General features: G+C 36.5%; 16 protein-coding genes and 2 pseudogenes. 11 read left to right on the top strand and 7 right to left on the bottom strand.

The genetic code is table 11. The features are described 5' to 3' along the window. Positions 1 to 106 precede the first annotated feature (106 nt). Positions 107 to 283 (top strand): hypothetical protein, encoded by a 177-nt coding sequence (locus tag PQI28_RS04740; RefSeq protein WP_167365534.1) that lies wholly within the window; start codon positions 107 to 109, stop codon positions 281 to 283. Positions 284 to 754: 471 nt separating this feature from the next. Here PQI28_RS04740 and PQI28_RS04735 read toward each other — a convergent pair whose 3' ends face one another. The 4 genes from PQI28_RS04735 to PQI28_RS04720 all read right to left on the bottom strand — a co-directional run bounded on the left by PQI28_RS04735 (position 755) and on the right by PQI28_RS04720 (position 4,449). Next, positions 755 to 1,396: an ATP-binding cassette domain-containing protein gene (locus PQI28_RS04735; protein WP_074037984.1), complete on the bottom strand. Its 642-nt coding sequence runs from the start codon at positions 1,394 to 1,396 to the stop codon at positions 755 to 757. Between the two features lie 13 nt (positions 1,397 to 1,409). Then, on the bottom strand, positions 1,410 to 2,903 hold the full coding sequence (locus tag PQI28_RS04730) for a hypothetical protein (protein ID WP_074037985.1): 1,494 nt from the start codon (positions 2,901 to 2,903) through the stop codon (positions 1,410 to 1,412). A 21-nt stretch (positions 2,904 to 2,924) separates the two neighbouring features. Then, complete coding sequence (locus PQI28_RS04725) at positions 2,925 to 3,707, bottom strand: ABC transporter permease (protein WP_214704264.1); 783 nt, start codon at positions 3,705 to 3,707, stop codon at positions 2,925 to 2,927. A 358-nt stretch (positions 3,708 to 4,065) separates the two neighbouring features. Then, complete coding sequence (locus tag PQI28_RS04720; RefSeq protein WP_244150798.1) at positions 4,066 to 4,449, bottom strand: hypothetical protein; 384 nt, start codon at positions 4,447 to 4,449, stop codon at positions 4,066 to 4,068. 266 nt (positions 4,450 to 4,715) lie between these two features. Between PQI28_RS04720 and PQI28_RS04715 the strand changes: the two genes are divergently transcribed. From PQI28_RS04715 to PQI28_RS04705, 3 genes and pseudogenes are all read left to right on the top strand, one after another. Beyond that, positions 4,716 to 4,868 (top strand): hypothetical protein, encoded by a 153-nt coding sequence (locus PQI28_RS04715; protein ID WP_167365535.1) that lies wholly within the window; start codon positions 4,716 to 4,718, stop codon positions 4,866 to 4,868. Then, a complete protein-coding gene (locus tag PQI28_RS04710; protein ID WP_339962655.1) occupies positions 4,868 to 5,236 on the top strand; it encodes a hypothetical protein in 369 nt (122 codons plus the stop codon). The genes PQI28_RS04715 and PQI28_RS04710 overlap by 1 nt, the downstream gene beginning before the upstream one ends. A gap of 211 nt (positions 5,237 to 5,447) precedes the next feature. Next, positions 5,448 to 5,576 (top strand): annotated as a pseudogene (locus PQI28_RS04705) (ATP-binding protein); the annotation flags it as partial. A gap of 378 nt (positions 5,577 to 5,954) precedes the next feature. Here the strand turns inward: PQI28_RS04705 and PQI28_RS04700 are convergent. From PQI28_RS04700 to PQI28_RS04690, 3 genes are all read right to left on the bottom strand, one after another. Beyond that, positions 5,955 to 6,347 carry a FixH family protein gene (locus tag PQI28_RS04700; protein WP_029336184.1) on the bottom strand — a complete coding sequence of 131 codons (393 nt, stop codon included), beginning with the start codon at positions 6,345 to 6,347 and terminating at the stop codon, positions 5,955 to 5,957. 770 nt (positions 6,348 to 7,117) lie between these two features. Continuing rightward, positions 7,118 to 8,455 carry a murein hydrolase activator EnvC family protein gene (locus PQI28_RS04695; RefSeq protein WP_339962844.1) on the bottom strand — a complete coding sequence of 446 codons (1,338 nt, stop codon included), beginning with the start codon at positions 8,453 to 8,455 and terminating at the stop codon, positions 7,118 to 7,120. Between the two features lie 307 nt (positions 8,456 to 8,762). Continuing rightward, complete coding sequence (locus tag PQI28_RS04690) at positions 8,763 to 10,304, bottom strand: SH3 domain-containing protein (RefSeq protein ID WP_081828362.1); 1,542 nt, start codon at positions 10,302 to 10,304, stop codon at positions 8,763 to 8,765. A gap of 384 nt (positions 10,305 to 10,688) precedes the next feature. Between PQI28_RS04690 and PQI28_RS04685 the strand changes: the two genes are divergently transcribed. The 7 genes and pseudogenes from PQI28_RS04685 to PQI28_RS04655 all read left to right on the top strand — a co-directional run bounded on the left by PQI28_RS04685 (position 10,689) and on the right by PQI28_RS04655 (position 16,722). Further along, positions 10,689 to 11,363 carry a thioredoxin domain-containing protein gene (locus tag PQI28_RS04685; protein WP_029595508.1) on the top strand — a complete coding sequence of 225 codons (675 nt, stop codon included), beginning with the start codon at positions 10,689 to 10,691 and terminating at the stop codon, positions 11,361 to 11,363. After that, on the top strand, positions 11,360 to 11,779 hold the full coding sequence (locus PQI28_RS04680; RefSeq protein ID WP_029336179.1) for a disulfide oxidoreductase: 420 nt from the start codon (positions 11,360 to 11,362) through the stop codon (positions 11,777 to 11,779). Before PQI28_RS04685 ends, PQI28_RS04680 begins: the two co-directional genes overlap by 4 nt. A 420-nt stretch (positions 11,780 to 12,199) precedes the next feature. Next, positions 12,200 to 12,538 carry an ArsR/SmtB family transcription factor gene (locus PQI28_RS04675; protein WP_029336177.1) on the top strand — a complete coding sequence of 113 codons (339 nt, stop codon included), beginning with the start codon at positions 12,200 to 12,202 and terminating at the stop codon, positions 12,536 to 12,538. A 23-nt stretch (positions 12,539 to 12,561) separates the two neighbouring features. Next, complete coding sequence (locus tag PQI28_RS04670) at positions 12,562 to 13,503, top strand: cation diffusion facilitator family transporter (RefSeq protein WP_029336176.1); 942 nt, start codon at positions 12,562 to 12,564, stop codon at positions 13,501 to 13,503. A 124-nt stretch (positions 13,504 to 13,627) separates the two neighbouring features. Further along, positions 13,628 to 14,443 carry a ZIP family metal transporter gene (locus PQI28_RS04665; protein ID WP_029336175.1) on the top strand — a complete coding sequence of 272 codons (816 nt, stop codon included), beginning with the start codon at positions 13,628 to 13,630 and terminating at the stop codon, positions 14,441 to 14,443. A 321-nt stretch (positions 14,444 to 14,764) separates the two neighbouring features. Further along, positions 14,765 to 15,658: pseudogene (locus tag PQI28_RS04660) on the top strand (arsenic resistance protein). A 212-nt stretch (positions 15,659 to 15,870) separates the two neighbouring features. Next, on the top strand, positions 15,871 to 16,722 hold the full coding sequence (locus PQI28_RS04655) for a cation diffusion facilitator family transporter (protein WP_029336174.1): 852 nt from the start codon (positions 15,871 to 15,873) through the stop codon (positions 16,720 to 16,722). Positions 16,723 to 17,157 lie beyond the last annotated feature (435 nt).

The raw sequence follows: 17,157 nt of genomic DNA, 5'->3' as shown, positions 1-17,157 counted from the left end.
TTTTTCGTTTTCTTCAAGCCCAGTCATCGATACCGACCCGTCCACAGGATGTACAACGGTGTTTGTTCTGTGGTCAGCTTATCTATCCGAAAGGGGACAAACCATCATGGAACTATCTGCCATCATCGAGGTCATCCGCATCAACCAAGAGGTTCACGAGGAAATGGTCGCCCTCGAGCACGCCATCATCCATTCTCCGGACAGTGCCCGACAAATCGGGTCATCGGCATCCCGCCGCTCGAACATCTCATCCTCGGTGCGGACGAGTCATACGTCAGCATGAAACAGCGAGGTTAAACGTGAAGGAGTGGGGCCGGTTGACCGATCTCGGTCCATCCGAGAAGAGCAAGGACGAAAGACGTGCGTTTTTCTTTTGTGGGGCGGCGACTCGCGTTGCTCTCGCCTGGACCCAAAAATCGGATTCGTCAAAAGGAAAACAGGAGAGCGTCAACTCTTGTCGGGACAACGCTCCACTGTTCAATATCATTTTGAGTTTTTCATTGACCTCATTAATCTATAGGAGTTGTGTTCTGATTCTTCGGCAATAGTGTAAAATCGTATCGAGCAAAAACTGTAAATTTTATCTAGGTTCACATCGTTCTGAAATCTTCTTCAAAATTTTTAACGACTGTTAACTTTTCATTGGCAGAGTACTTATTCTGGACATAGACAAAACTCCCTTAAAATATACAGTTTTATTATTTCAACTGTACATTTTTGAGGGAGCCAAATCGTTTACGCTTCATATGTTTTTTTATTTTTGTACCAAGTCAACCTTGCTTTGATTGATTCTATAAACTTTATCACACAGCGCATCAATATCTTCAGAATTATGACTAGTTATAAGAATCGTTTTTCCTTCCTTCTTGAAATCTAAAAGCATGTTTCGTAATGATTTTACACTGTCATGATCAAGCGCATTAAACGCTTCATCTAAAATAAGAACGTCTTGGTTCTCCATAATGGCTTGTGCAATCGCTAATTTCTGTTTCATACCTAATGAATAATTTTTTACCTTTTGTTGATTCTTTGGTTGTAAACCGACTTTAATCATTGTTTCTTCAATTTCTTTATCGTTAATTTTATCTTGAATCAAAGCGAGTTGTTTTAAATTTTCAAAACCTGTTTTATTTGCTATGTAACCTGGACGATCAATAAGTATCCCAAAATCTTTTGGAAAGCGGTTTTTTTTATGTAGCTTGTTATTTCTTACTGTTACTGTCCCTTCATCAGGAAAAACGAATCCACACATCATTTTAAATAAGACAGATTTACCTGATCCGTTTGGTCCAACAATACCAACAATTTCACCTTGATTGATTGTTAAATCAACACTATCAAATAAGATATTGCCCATATATGTCTTCGATACGTTTTCTAAACTTATTATTCCCATTTTACTACCCCTTTCATACTTTAAGACTTTTAGAGAACATTACTTTTAAAAACATTAAAGAACCTACAATATAAGCGAACAAAACAATTAGCAAATGCTGAAGACTGAATGACTCAGTAACGATTACAGCATTTAATCCAACCGGAAAAACACCCCATACATTTATCCCTGGTAATAACATAAAAGATAATACTCCAAACAAGATTAGTAAAAAATAACCCTCAGAGGACTTCCATAAAGTAATAAAGCTAAAAAGCAAATAACATACAAGCTGAAGGAATGAGAAACAAATGATAAAAAGAATCAAGTTACTATTCTGTAGTGATGTTATGTCTGTTTTCAAAGAAGGGTCTAACCCATTAAAGATCCCAAATAAAACTACAAATCCTATAATGGATAATAAAACACTGAAAAGGAACAATGATTCTTTCATAAATACTTTGAAGAACCATTTATCAATACTTCCGTATCTAATAATTTTGTAATGACTTATTTCACCGATTTCATGAGAGAGTCGAATTTGGCTTAAATATGATAATCCAAAAAAAATAATCAGATATGCAAATAAAGATGTAAAAGAAGAATTAAAAGCACTCACTCCCAAGAAAATTACCGTAATCCAGTCACCCAGTGTTAAAATATCTACTTTGTTATTTTGATAAGTCATCAAAATATAAATAAATATCAATGTACTGTAAATAGTATAAGGGAGCGTCTCTTTTTTTATTATCCTAAATATTTTTTTTAATTCAATTAAATACTTAATAATAAAAAATTCAAAAATAAAAAGCGTTATAGGAATTATAAAAATGATCCATATACTTGATAAAGCATTTATTGCAGCAGCAATTGTAAAATAAACTGAAGGAGATAAAAATTTAAATTCTGATGGAAAAATTTTAAATCCAAAAACACAAAGTAAAAATAAAAGAGCTGCCTCGATATACAAGTACTGGTACTTCTGATGCATTAAAAATAATAAAACCAGCATTCCATGAAGACTTATTGAAGTAACTATCCATAATAAGAATTGAAAGAATAGTGGTGCTAGAGGATTTTGAAATTCTGAATATAACTCGTTTAATTCGTTCACACCATTAATTAATTTGCTATATTCACTCCAGTGCATCTGGAATGGTAAGCCGATAGACATTAACAGGCTAAGTATAAACAACAGGACAAACATAGGGAAGATTTGAACTAAAAATTCTTTAGTCGTATAAAGCATCCATGAATTGAACGACTTTAGTCGTATAAGCAATATGTAATCAAATTTAGTAGTGATTGTTTTGACTGAAGTAAAGATTATAATCGGAATTAAAAAATACACCATAAGATATGAATCATTTTGAAGTGAGTAGATCGGATCCCATATATTGATATTTAATGAGTATTCTCCTGCAAAACTAAATATTTGTTTTTTTAGATATAAGCTATAAAAAAATATTACTGTACCAACTAACAGCCACTTTATTTTTGTAAATTCTTTAAAGATTGTTTCAAGCATTAAATTTGTCACCTGCTTTACTTAATTGAAAGTCCATTCTTCTTTTTTTGAAATATATACTTTGTATATGATTAAGTTGATCAAAAGTATTACTGTGAATGGAACAAAAACTGTCCAAATTGGTTGTGCTGTAATATTGAACGGAAACAAGGTACTCAATGGCGAAAATTGCGGAAACTGGAAAATTCCTGAAACAAAATTTAAAAGGTGATATCCCATAAACGGAATCGAGATCGCTACAAAAATACTATTAAGTGATAATACAAGAATATAAGCAAGCGTAGCGTATAGAGCAGCATTTAATCCAATCCATATAGCATAAATCGTGGCATATAAAAACGGGCTGTTTTCAATTAAAGACGAAAATACATTCTTCACATCACCAGTCGATTCACTTATCGGTGTATAATTTACTAACCCTAACCAAGGCTCGATAAACTGTACAAACAAGTATGTAACGAAAACCATTAAAAATAATACAATTCCGCTTAAAATCGCGTTAACAATTCCTTTACTAACGAGATAATCGTTAAGGTTTACTCTAGTTCTCGTATAAGTCAAAAAATTATTTTTATACTCTGAAATAAATGAAGGAACGTATACTAAAACCGCAAGAATTGGAAAGATCATTGCCGGAATAGTAGAGATACTCTCCTCAAAAACTTCAATTGGCTTAAAAAATTCATAAGTATTATACACTGTTAAAAATTGGATTAAAGGGACGATGAAAATAATAAATGCAAATAATATTAAATTTTTAGTTGTCAGCGCATTTACCAATTCTTTTTTAATTTGCTTAAACATTGATTAACCTCACTTCATTTTCATCCTTTTGTTAAGGAATTAATTATTTTCAAATCAAAGATTCGAGTAATTTTTTCACAAATATTTACTATCCTTAAAGGAATTATTTTCTATCTTAAGATTACTCTAGAGCACCTTTTTAAGTAAAGTAACTTTTAAACAGGAAAACTCTATATTGATAAAAACACTTCTATTTTCCTAAAAAAATGTGAAAAAGAGTTATTGTGCCTATTGAATACAATTTATAAAACGTAAAACGACCTAAGTCCTAAATATAATTGAACTCAAGTCGTTTACATTTTTATTCACTATAGTAGCATGAGACAAATTAATCTTAACTTTTAAACAAAAATATTTATTAGTTACTTATCCAAGATCCTGTAACTTTTACATCTACTGGAGTTGTAAGATCGTTACTAAATTGAACACGTGCAGCAGTCCCTTTATTAATTGAATTTGGAAGACCGCGAGTCTCATAATCGCCTACACCACGAACCCAAGATCCTGTACCAGATGATGCTGCCATACGAGCGTCAACTGTATAGTCACCGCCAACAATACTAGATCTCAATTCACCGCGAGCATCTGAGATCGCCTTAGTTTGAGATGTAGTGTTTGCGGAACCATTGTAACTCCCAACTGTCACGTTGTAACCCAAAGGAGTAGTTGCTGCTTGCGCAAAACCAACAACTGATAATAAACCGGCTGTAAGTCCCAATGTAGCTAAAGTTTTTTTCTTCAAGATAAATTCTCCTTTTCCAATAATTTGTATTACAAATTCCATAATAATACTTTTCACATAATATTAATACCAAATATATGGATTATATAAAAAATAAATACAAAGTCCTACATATATATTTAAATAAACAATGCAATATGGTCCTTTTTCCTATATAAGCTCGGGGCTTGTTTGAAACAAGCCTAGGGCTTATATGAAATAAGCTGAGATGTCGAGTGGTCAGATTCGAGGTATCGTTGAGCTATCAAATGGAGAGGATGATTCAGATGGATAATTTTCAACTAGACCAACAGACGATGGACGAGATGACGGAAGTGTTGCTTCGACGTCTTCCTGACCGGCTTCAAGAAGATTTTGACGACTTAAAACTCGTGAGCATGGATCTTCTTTGTGATGTGAAGGAAGGGGGTGAGACGTGATGGATGAAGGGCTGCTTGATGACTATGCGTTCGCGGGATTGGATCCGTTCGTTCGGACCGTGTTCTCGGAATTGATGGAACATCCCGAGTGGATGCGTGTCGTCGACAAGGAACATTGCGTCGAGAAGGTCGTCCGGTTCGATGAAGGACGGAACTCGCCTTACTTCCGAGTGTTGATCTATCTGAATGCAGAAGAGCGTCCGATCAAGATCGTGTATCTATATGGGACATGGGTGGTGGCGGATGGGGACGTCAGTTTCGTCGTCTCAGAGCTATCCAAGGGTGTATTCGAATATGAGGTGATGCATGTCCATTGGATCATCAAGTATCGCTTTGAGGATTGGAGTGTGTCTGAAGACGGGGCATAGGAGAAGGAGTGGTGATTCGGGCTCATGCGTGAGCGTCTAACGCCAGGAGGCGAAGTCGCTCATCGCACCGCTGCCCCCCCTAACGGCCCGATAACAAGAGCTGCTGGCTCACCGCCGCATCTCTATGTTCCTGGACCTTTCTAAAGGGAGGCACGGAGCGTAAGGACAACGTCAAAATAAAGAGCGTGGGCGTGTCTAACGCCACGCGGAGTGGCATTCGAATCTAGGACAGGCCCAAATCGCGGACGCAATTCTCGACAGGATCGTACACGACTCCTATAAAATCCTGGTCGATGGCGAAACCTCAATGAGGGAACACCACGGGCTAGGGGTAAGCTAAGATCTTGGCCATCGATGAGTCGATGGCCTTTTTCTTCATATTGACTCGCTCAGTCGTCCGCACTAGTGGCTCTCTGTATCCGCAATACTCAGCAGGACAAAAAACGCATCCTTCGAGTTTATGAGGATGCGTTTGAGCAATGTGACTCTATTTGACTCGCGTTTATATTCCTACATATAAGCATACAACTGATGGTAGTTTCCAAGGTGGAGCGACGGAATGGACGTATCAGACATTGGAGCGGAAAGGATATATCATAAAATTGGTATTTTTCGAGCATATATCACAAGGTTGATGTTGTCGCGCGATTCAATAAAAACGAGTTTTTTCATCATGGATTAGCTCGTCTATATTATTAATTGTAATAATTAAAATTTATTATTTTACTAATATTTCGTTTTTGGGCATAGAATGATAGCTTCTTGCTGTCGTATGTGAATATATAAAGTATTTACCGGGCTCTTCAAAAATATAAGAAATTACATACAGTCCGTCTTGTTGATAATTGGCTTCAATTTTTTCGTGTTGGCTTTCCTCTTGGCCTTCTTTCCATATCTCGAATTCAACTTTATCCGCATCGTCTACTTTCTCGTTTCCTTGAGAAACAGTTGCTATAAGTTCAATAACTTCGTTTGCTTTTACTATTTCAGGATCTGTTTTAAATTGTACATCAATTAATTCTGGAATCACTTCAGGTCCATTATTGCTTACTGTACTTCCACAACCAGATAATACTAACAAAACAATCAACAGTGAAAAAAACCTTGCCATCTTTTTTCTCTCCTTTAAACGATTTAATATTAACATACACGAAAATGTGATGTATTGATTATTACATTAAAAGTGACCTGATCATGCAATCTTATTAGCTATCGAGCATAGACCCCATGTCACTTTTAAGGTTCAAGACTTTATAGAGCGTCGTATGCTCGATTGGTTTACTTTTCTATATAAAAAATAAAGAAATGTACATTTTATATATTAAGTTCAATTTTATATATTAAGTTCAAAAGATATTAATTGAACTTAATCCAAAAAGTTGGATCATGAAATAGATCATCTGGTGACTTCGACAACCTAGGTTTGAATTTGGACCTTCATATCCGTAAATTTATCATCGACCGTTAGACACGGCCTTAGTAACCTAAGGTTCGTCTCGACGTATATTGCCAGTTGAAGGTCATCAAAGGAGAGAAGAGTCTGTACTTCAAGATTGAATCGATTAAAGATTGTCTACCCATCCATATCGTTTTTAATATCTACATAGTGAATGTGTATGTCGCACCTGAGATTGTATTCCCCAGGTACTCGTAGGGGGGTGGGGGCACGAACGAAAGCTTATCCTAACTTTCTGAAGTTTTTCTTGCGAGTCAGTTAGCGTTTGGTCACCGAGACTTTAAAAGCTTTCGGACATAAAAATCGCCCCATAAAAATTAGATTATCAGGTCCAACTTTTACGGGGCATCTAATATTCTGTGGTCTAAATATTAAGTGATTTACTGAAGTGATTATATAGTGTTAAACAATTTCGCCTCTGAAATTCAGAAAAATTGGGATGGGTTGACTGTATTCCCTGCACTTGTAGCTGAGTACGAATAGTTTCCTCGATGGACTTCAAAGTGTAAATGAGAACCGGTCGAATTTCCGGTACTCCCCATCGCACCGATGTTCTGTCCTCGGGTCACACGTTGTCCGGCGGAAACGGACAATGAGCTCATGTGAGCATAAAGGGTAGTCCAAACTTGACCGCCTATGACATGCGTAATGATGACATGATTTCCATAAGGTCCACCCCAGCCTGCTCGAGTTACAGTTCCTGTTTGAGCAGCCATAATAGGAGTTCCTACTGGTCCAGCTGTATCTAGTGCATTATGGAAGCTGTAGCCATTGGCCCCGCCTGCTGGACCCCATCCTTGGGTTACGATACCTGAGGTTGGACGTTGAAAAACTCCGCCACTTGTTGGAGAAGCGAGTGAATCCGTAGTCTTTGAATTGTTTACCACTTTCTCAGAGTTTGGTGATTTTTCGAGAGAGGCTTTATTCTCGCTGATTTCATTTTTTTCGGCACTTTTTGCTTCTGCAGCTTTACGCGCAGCCTCTTTGGCACGAATTTTAGCTTGTTTTTCAAGCCTTTGGGCTTCAATCTCTGCTTGAATTGATTTTTCTTGTTCTTGAAGCGTCGATTCCATTTGTTGCAAGCTTACCAATTTAGATGTGAACTGGATTTTTTCGGCCTCTAATTTTTTTATTTGAGCAGCCCGCACTTTAATTTTGCCGTTCAATTTTTTCTGACTATTCTCTAGCTCTTCTTTTTGACTAATAAGCTTATCTTTTTCAGTGTCCAATTCAGCTTTAGCAATTTGAAGCTTATTTTTTGTTGATTGATATTCTTTGAAAAGTTCTTGATCATTTTCTTGAATCGTCCCTGCGGTGATCATGCGTGAAACCAGATCACCAAAGTCTTTTGAACCAAAAATAAATTCAGCCCAGTTTATAGAAGAACCACCGTTTTTTTGCATCGTGACCATGCGTTCTTCCATCAATGTCTTTTGAGAGCTCATTTTTTTCTGGAATTCTTTAATTTGAGTTTGAATCTGAGCAATTTTCTTTTGGGTTGTCCGAATTTCAGCCTTCTTCTGGGTGACCTCATTGATAATATCCTGTAACTCGGATTCCAAGTCATTCAGTTTCTGTTCTTCGAGTGTGATATCTTGTTCACGCTGCTGAATTGACGTATTAGCTTTACGTTGCTCTGTAGAATTTTGCGCTTGCTTCTGCTGGATATTTTTTTGTTTTTCAGTCAAGTTTAAAGCGTAAGAAGGGGATGCGCTTTGAACTAACATAACACCAAGTAAAGTTGAAGCTATAATTTTTTTCATGGTAAACAATGTTGTTGCCTCCGTAACTTATCTCTATTATAAAAAATGCGTTGCTGGATAAAAGTATTCGTATCATGATTAAAACTCGAACCGGAATCATTGTATCAATATTACTTCACCATCTTTATTTCTATTTCTTTTCATTTCTATGTCAGTTGTTCTTTTGAGTTTATTGTCATTCGAGTATATCAAGAGAAATACTTATAATGCCTTTTTGATGAGGAAATGAATGATGACCACTGAATTTAGGACATTTTGTCTCAAATTCAGTGGTCAAATCGTTTGTTAGTATTTGTTTGGTGTTTATTTAGTAGTAACTCTTCATAAATTTATCAATTCCTTTGGCGGTTGCTTTGATCATGTTACTTCCCGACATATAGGAGCGATCTACTGAGTTAGCAATAAAGCCATATTCGATGAGAGTAGAAGGTACCGTGTTTCTTCCTACCACATAGACATCTTGTCGCTTAACGCCTCGATTTTTAAAATCTGGAACGTTCATGGCGATTTCTTGATTAATTACTTCACCTAATCTGCGGCTAGCGTTCGCATATGGATTTGTGGTGTACGCGCTAGAAGTAGGGACGAGTGCTTCATGACCTGTAGCGAAAGAAGGTGAAGAATTAATGTGGACGCTTATGAAAGCGTCAGCATCAAGCCTTTCTGATAGATTGGTCCGCTCAACAAGTGACAAGTATCTATCATTTGAGCGCGTTAGTTTCACTTCATAAAGCTCATAGTTTTTCTTTAGTTCGTCGGCCACACGATTAGCAATGTTTAGGGTGAGTACTTTTTCTTGAACTGTACCGTTTGAAGTCACTGCACCAGCATCTCCCCCACCGTGTCCAGCGTCAATTAAAATCACGTGTTTGTTAGCTGGAATCACCGGTGATTTTATAGGAGTTTTTCCGGTAAATGGTTGCACAAAACCAGATGATACGTAACCGACTTGATTGTTATATCGCACCTTGTACCAACTGGCGCTTTTCGATATGACAGAAATCGAAGTGCCTGAGGGAATTGTTGTCAAAATAGATCCGTAACGACTCGCTTGGTTACGTAAATTAAGATTTTCGATAGTAATATATGTTGGATAAGTGGATAAAGAATCCCCCGGTGCCACTTGCACTATATAATGTCGAGCAGGTGTGAATCCTGTAATACCGTTATACATAACTTTTAACCAAGAACCCGTTGTGCCCGATTTTCCTAGTACAGTCACTTCAGTAGATGCTGGAATCGTAATAAGGACCTTTGAGTTCACTAAAGACATGCTTGAGCGAATCTCGGTCGTTTGCTTACTTCGTGACTTCATAGCCGAGGGCGATATGGTTACATACTGACTTGCCACATAGCCTTGAGTCCCATTGTATGATACTTTATACCAAGGGCCTGAGGCAGCATGGTACATTAGTGGGCTGGACTTTGGGATAGTCATTAAAACGGGTGATTTGACAGATGGGCCCTTACGCAGATTTAGTGAAGTTTTAGTTTTATATATTGTGTTTATTGAACTGACTGAATTTTTAGGTATAGGTTTTGGCGTCACGTACTTCGTTGAGACATAACCGATTTTTGAATTAAATGAAACTTTAAACCAGGATTTATCTTCTCCATATACACCTATCTTCTTAATGGTTTTTCCTTTTGGAATCGTCAAAAGGACTTTGCTTTTTGAAGAGAACGAGGAACGCAAATTCAAATTTTCAGTTGTTATGAATAGAGATTCCTCTGCATGTACGACGTTTAGGACGTTAACACTAGTTAAAAGCTTAAAGGGATAGAAAAAAGAAGTTAATAAAGCCAAGGAAATTACTAAGCTTATTCGAAATTTATGTTTAGACTTCATAATAGACTCCTCATATGTAGTTTTTTTGGTTGTAAAGACCCATGAATGGTTTTTTACTATCTGTATGGTACTTATCCTTTAAATATTAGTCATTCTATGCAACGATTATTGGCTTTCGTCTATCTACAGTTAAAAGTTTTCTTGCCCTGTTTTAAAATGCACTATTATTAAGGGGAATAGACGTATTTTAAGAAATAAATTGGCCCTCCTTTCATCTGCATAAAAGTTTAGTTGCATGAATGTGTTAGAATGTAACTTGTTTGACTCATAGATTTCGTTTTTAGAAGTCCATGGATTCAATGTTGAAAAACTAAGGATACTCTAGTATTTTTAGCTATAATTCTGATAAAAGAAATAACGAATTTATAAAAGAGGTGAATTGTTTTGAAAACTAATCAACTATTGACTATTTTTACATCCGTATTAGTAATTGCAGTCTTAGCTTTTTTATTTTTAAATGATCAAAGTTCCGAAAAATCAAAGACTAAAATTGTTCAAGATGAAAAGATATCAGTTAATAATCAACCTACAATAGGTAAAAAGGAAGCGCCGATATCAATTGTAGAATTCGGAGACTATAAATGCCCTTCGTGTAAAGAGTGGGGTGAAACAATCTATCCTCAACTTGTAAAAGATTACATTGAAAGTGGGAAAGCTTCCTTTAGTTACATTAATGTTTTGTTTCACGGAGATGAGTCCACTTTAGCTGCCCTTGCATCAGAATCTGTTTACAAAAATCACCCAGAATCATTTTGGCAATTTCACAAAGCTATTTATGAAGCTCAACCTGACGTGCAAATACACGATAATCCATGGGTTACGGTGGAGAAAATGGAAGAGATTGCGACGAAGACTGTCCCTTCTCTAGATTTAAATAAATTTAGAGAAGACCTATCAAGTCGTTCTTCTAGATTAGAATCAGTTAAAATGGATGCGGCGCTCGTAGAAAAATACAATGTTACACTGACCCCGACGATTGCAGTTAATGGGGTCATCCTTGAAAATCCATTCGACTATACCTCTATAAAAAAACAAATTGAAAAGGAGCTAACCCAATGAGCGCTTCAGTAATAAACCGATATGGACTGTACCTCGCCTGGGTTGTTTCAATTACTGCAGTACTTGGAAGTCTATATTTTAGCGAAATTCGTGGTTTTATACCTTGTGAACTCTGTTGGATTCAACGTATCTTTATGTACCCAATAGCTTTGATTCTTGCAATTGCAGTTTTCAGAGAAGATAGCTCAATCAAATTTTATGTTCTCCCTTTATCAATAATCGGATTCTGTATCTCTTTTTACCACTATCTTGTACAAAAGGTGCCCGGCTTTTCGGAAGTCAGACCATGTGAACAAGGAGTTTCCTGTAATGCACAGTACATTGACTGGATGGGTTTTATCACAATTCCGTTTTTAGCGTTGACCGCCTTTTTTCTGATTACAGTCATTCTTGGACGAATCAGTACCAAACAGTAGTTTTTGATTTGGATTTGAAAAATGAAGAACTAATTGTATCAAATTGGTATGCTTACTAAAAAACAGCTTTGATTTAGAAAAACATGAAAAGCTTTTTGAAGTTGGAAAATAGATTAGACAATACCCAGTAAATAATTCAATTGACGTTTTCTTAAAACGTTAGTGTACTATATTGATTTTTTGAAAAAGCGTGACTACCTATCGAGTATGAGATCTAACTAGCTCTCTAATAGGTAGTTTTTGTATGGCTAAAAATAAGAAATAATCGCAAAACCAGAGAAAGTATCTCAAATCTTCAAGTATGTAGAGCTGATAGAATAAATGTTTTTTAAATTAAGTGTTGACGGCACAGCAAAAGTCTAATAAGTTATATATGAACATATGAACATGTATAGTTATCATGAGCGGAGGTACTGACTTATGGATGAACCGATTGAAGATACTACAGAAAATGAAATAGAAATAGGGGCGCAGATTGACGATGAGACTCTATTTATTGTATCTCAGACGTTCAAGGCACTTAGTGACCCGACAAGAATTAAAATATTAACCCTGCTATGCACAAAGGAACATTCGGTCAACGGAATAGCTGATCTTCTTAACTTAAGTCAATCAAACGTGTCTCATCAGCTACGTTTTTTAAAAAATCTTCGACTTGTCAAGTTTAGAAGAGAAGGAACTACTCTATTTTATTCAGAAGATGATCACCATGTCATGAACTTACTAAGACAGGCGATTGAGCATGCGAAACACCACTAAATATAGTAAGGAGAGTTAATCTTATGGCACATAATCATGCACATGATCATTCTCATACCTCTAACAAAAAGATTTTGATCATTTCATTCTTTATTATTTCGGCATACATGGTTGTAGAGGCGATTGGAGGGTACCTTACAAATAGCTTAGCACTTTTAGCGGACGCAGGTCACATGCTTAGTGATGCGGCTTCGCTCGCTATTGCATTACTTGCCTTTAAATTAGGTGAACAAATAGCGAACAATCGTAAAACGTTCGGATATAGACGCTTCGAGATTCTAGCAGCTGTTTTAAACGGGGTCACACTCATACTGATTTCCATATATATCTTTTATGAGGCCATCAATCGATTTATTCAACCACCTGAGGTCGCATCCGTAGGAATGTTAATTGTTAGCAGTATTGGCCTTGCTATAAACCTTCTTGTTGGATGGATTATGTTAAGAGGTGCAGACGTAGAACATAATTTGAATATGCGAGGTGCTTATCTACATGTTGTAAGCGATACGTTGGGTTCAGTCGGTGCAATACTGGCAGCGCTTCTTATCATGGCATTTGGATGGAACTGGGCAGATCCGCTCGCAGGAATCATTGTAGCGGGACTTGTTTTACGAAGTGGTTATTTCGTGACGAAATCCGGATTGAACGTATTAATGGAAGGTGCACCACAAAACGTTGATGTCGAAAAGGTTCTTCAAGTCATTCACAACAAGGAGGGGGTACGGAGTATACACGACTTTCATCTTTGGAGTATCACAAGTGGAATGAATGCACTCTCATGTCATGTTGTCGTTGATGGTAATTTACAAATCTATGACAGTGAGAATCTACTTCAAGAAATTGAACACGATTTAGCACATCTGAACGTTCAACACTCTACGATTCAATTCGAAACTCTTTCTCATCCTCACAGCGATGAATTGCTTTGCAAACTGAAGGTAGGGGAAGTAGTACATCAACATTAAAAAAATCACCTGTTGAGTAGGATTGACAATCAAGAGGAGGAGACAGCAATGCTGATTTTGGATAATAGTTACTTAATTTTGAGCATGTATAGAAACTCGATTTTTGGCAACGGAGTTTTGATAGATGATTGAATATATTTCTTCGTTAGAACCCCTTACTCAAGCATTGCTGGGTACTTTATTCACTTGGGGGATGACGGCGCTTGGTGCCGCGTTAGTGTTTATGACAAAATCAATGAATCAAAAGCTAATGGATGGGATGCTCGGTTTTGCTGGAGGAGTAATGATTGCCGCTAGTTTTTGGTCATTACTCTCACCTGCAATTGAGATGGCGGAACAAGATTCTCTTCCGGCGTGGTTACCAGCTGCAATCGGTTTCTTACTTGGAGGATTCTTTTTATCAGGTGTTGATAAAGTGATTCCACATCTGCATCCCACTTCACCGATGGATGAGGCTGAGGGTATAAACCCTAAGAAGAGAAAGCGGAGCACGTTACTGGTGTTAGCAATAACATTGCATAATATTCCAGAGGGACTTGCCATAGGCGTTGCATTTGGAGCAGTTGCAGCAGGATTCCCTTCATCATCAATCACGGGAGCTATCGCGCTGGCAATCGGAATCGGCATACAAAATTTCCCTGAGGGTGCTGCTGTGTCAATGCCATTGAGACGAGATGGATTATCTCGTCGTAAAAGTTTTTTCTATGGCCAGTTATCTGGTATGGTTGAACCGTTCGCGGCGTTGGTAGGAGTAGTAGCAGTACTCATAATGGAGCCTTTACTTCCGTTTGCGCTAAGCTTTGCTGCAGGAGCAATGATTTTTGTTGTAGTGGAGGAGGTAGTCCCAGGATCTCAAGAAAATGGAAACAAGGACTTGGCTTCTGTTTGTTTAATGTTTGGCTTTACAATCATGATGATTTTAGATGTGGCTTTAGGCTAAAATAATTATTTTTTTAATGGTTATCACTTTATTTTTTGACTGATATATATTCAAGATACTAACTATATTCGGAAGTGTAAATAATGAGCCTTAATTATATTTACTTTCAGTCGGTATTTTTACTGTTGGATAAATAAAAATACTAGAAGAAAAAATATAAAACCTCTTGCCCTGGCAATTAAAATCGTGGAGTTATCTATTTCATTCTGAAATTTCCTGAAAATTTTGGGGGTGATTTTGATAGAGAAGGAAAGCAAATTCGGAATTCAAGTGCTAGAGAAGGTGGAAGCCCACCAAGTCAGTATATACATCATTTTTTTGATGTTGGCAGTAATCTTTGGTCTATTGAATACAGAAGCTGTATATCTCGATTTTTTTATTTCTCCCCTTTTAGGAGTTTTGATGTATGGGATGTTCGTTCAAATTCCGTTTCTGAAATCGAATGGATCTGCTACAAACATGAGGTTTGTGGTAGCTCTTTTATTAGGAAATTTTGTTGCCGTTCCTTTAATAGTTTAGGTTTTGGTTATCATATTTCTTCAAGATTCATCACTAATGCTGGGGGTGTATTTGGTGTTGTTAACACCGTGCATCGACTATGTGATTGTTTTTACAAAGATGGGAAAGGGAAACGAATCAATATTGTTAAAAGTAACACCGATTCTTTTAATTTTACAGACGATACTCTTACCCATATATTTATTCGTATTATTAGGAGAAAAGGCTATTAGTATCGTTAGGATGGGTCCATTTCTAGATGCATTTCTATTTTTGATTTTTATACCGCTTCTATTAGCGATAATGACACAATTGTGTTCTAAAAAGAGTTCTTTAGGTAATCGTATCATGAAAATGCCGCCATGGATTCCCGTTCCATTTATGTCTTTTGTACTTTTTGTGGTAGTTGCCTCTCAAATTAGGGAAGTGTATAGTGACCTCGGGACATTAATAGATGTAATACCAGTTTATATTTTATTTCTACTTATCATACCATGGGTGTCAAAGTCCCTTGGTAAGTTGTTCAAACTAGATATTGCTTCAAGAAGAGCAATTACATTTAGTATGGGAACAAGGAATTCACTTGTAGTTCTTCCATTAGCATCTATATTACCAGAGCCCCTATCAACACAAGTAGCTGTAGTGATCATTTTACAGACCGTTACCGAATTGTTCGGAGAAGTCTTATATATAAAATTAGTGCCTAAATGGTTCTAACAAATTAGATACATGTATTTAATTTCGCTTTCAAAAATTACGTCCTTCGATTGTTTATTAAAATATTAAGAACTGCGCTTAAGTTCTCAAGTATGCGTTGTTTACAATCAATAGGCAAAGAAATTTATTATATTGCAGAACGCTAGAGACCAGTATTATTCTAACAACTAACCTTTTTAAGGATGGACTACCAAGTGAGGAGAGATCGAACAATGGCGAGTACTGATAAGGCATCAAAAAATATCAAACTAGCATTTATAATTAATCTTGTTTTCTCGATTGGTGAATTTATCGGGGGATTTTTGATTAATAGTGTTGCAATCATGTCGGACGCCATTCACGATTTAGGTGATGCTCTTGCATTGGGCCTGTCCTGGTTCTTACAAAAATTTTCGAACAAAAAACCCGATCATAACTTCACTTTTGGATATAATCGTTTTTCCCTTTTAGGAGCATTAATAAATGCGACAATATTAATAATTGGATCTGTATATATTTTTACTCAAGCAATTCCTCTACTGTTTGAACCGGAGCATTCTAATGCACAAGGAATGATTTGGTTTGCAATTTTTGGTGTGCTTTTAAATGGTTTTGCGGCATTCCGTCTACACAAAGGAAAATCAGTAAATGAGGGAGTACTATCTTGGCACCTTTTAGAAGATGTTTTAGGTTGGATTGCCGTTCTTGTAGTAGGGATAGTTTTACTCTTCAAGGATATACATATACTTGACCCCATCCTATCAATTGCTATTGCGTTGTTTATATTAGTGAATGTGTTTCGTAATTTAGTTAAAACAATGAAAATACTTTTAGGTGCTGTCCCTGATGGTATTGACATCGATGAGGTGAAGCAAAAGATTGAAGGTATTGAAGAAGTGATTTCTGTTCAAAACCTATATGTCTGGTCAATTGATGGCGAAGATAACGCCATGAATTTACACTTAATAGTAGAAGAGATGAATCTAAAGGATTCAACTATTGTTAAACAAAAAGTCAAAGAAGTGACTTCAAAACTAGATATTAAACATTCTACAATAGAGTTAGAATCAAAAAAACACAACTAAAGAAATAAGTCATCCTTGCACCAAATCCACACTGAGGTTCGACATATGAGTAAAAATTCTATACTTCATACCGTCTGATACCAATAAATACTTTTCTACGTGCAAGGAAACTGAATATCGAATGAGGGTATATTTAGAAACCCCCTCATTCGTTTTTTTTTTGAACACTATCGAAATTTCGTCTCTTAAAATAGGATGTATTCGAATGAATGAATGATTCCAAAACGAACGTTCAAATATTTAGATTTAATTGTCATAGTTTAGTAGACCTATCGACCGGATTTTCTTTCCATACTTCGGAGAATATTCCGGTCAATGAATAAGGTTCGGCCTCGATTAAAACTGTCTGATGATAAAAAAGCTGACAATGAAACCTAAAAAGATGACTCGGGAACAATACCGAAGTCATCTTAAAGCCGTCTTAAAAAACAGAGA

It is taken from the genome of Exiguobacterium sp. USCH10 (assembly GCF_037619445.1).
In the GTDB taxonomy this organism is placed as follows: domain Bacteria; phylum Bacillota; class Bacilli; order Exiguobacteriales; family Exiguobacteriaceae; genus Exiguobacterium; species Exiguobacterium aestuarii_A.
Note: the sequence above shows the minus strand (reverse complement) of the source record. Positions and strands in the feature narration are given on the sequence as shown.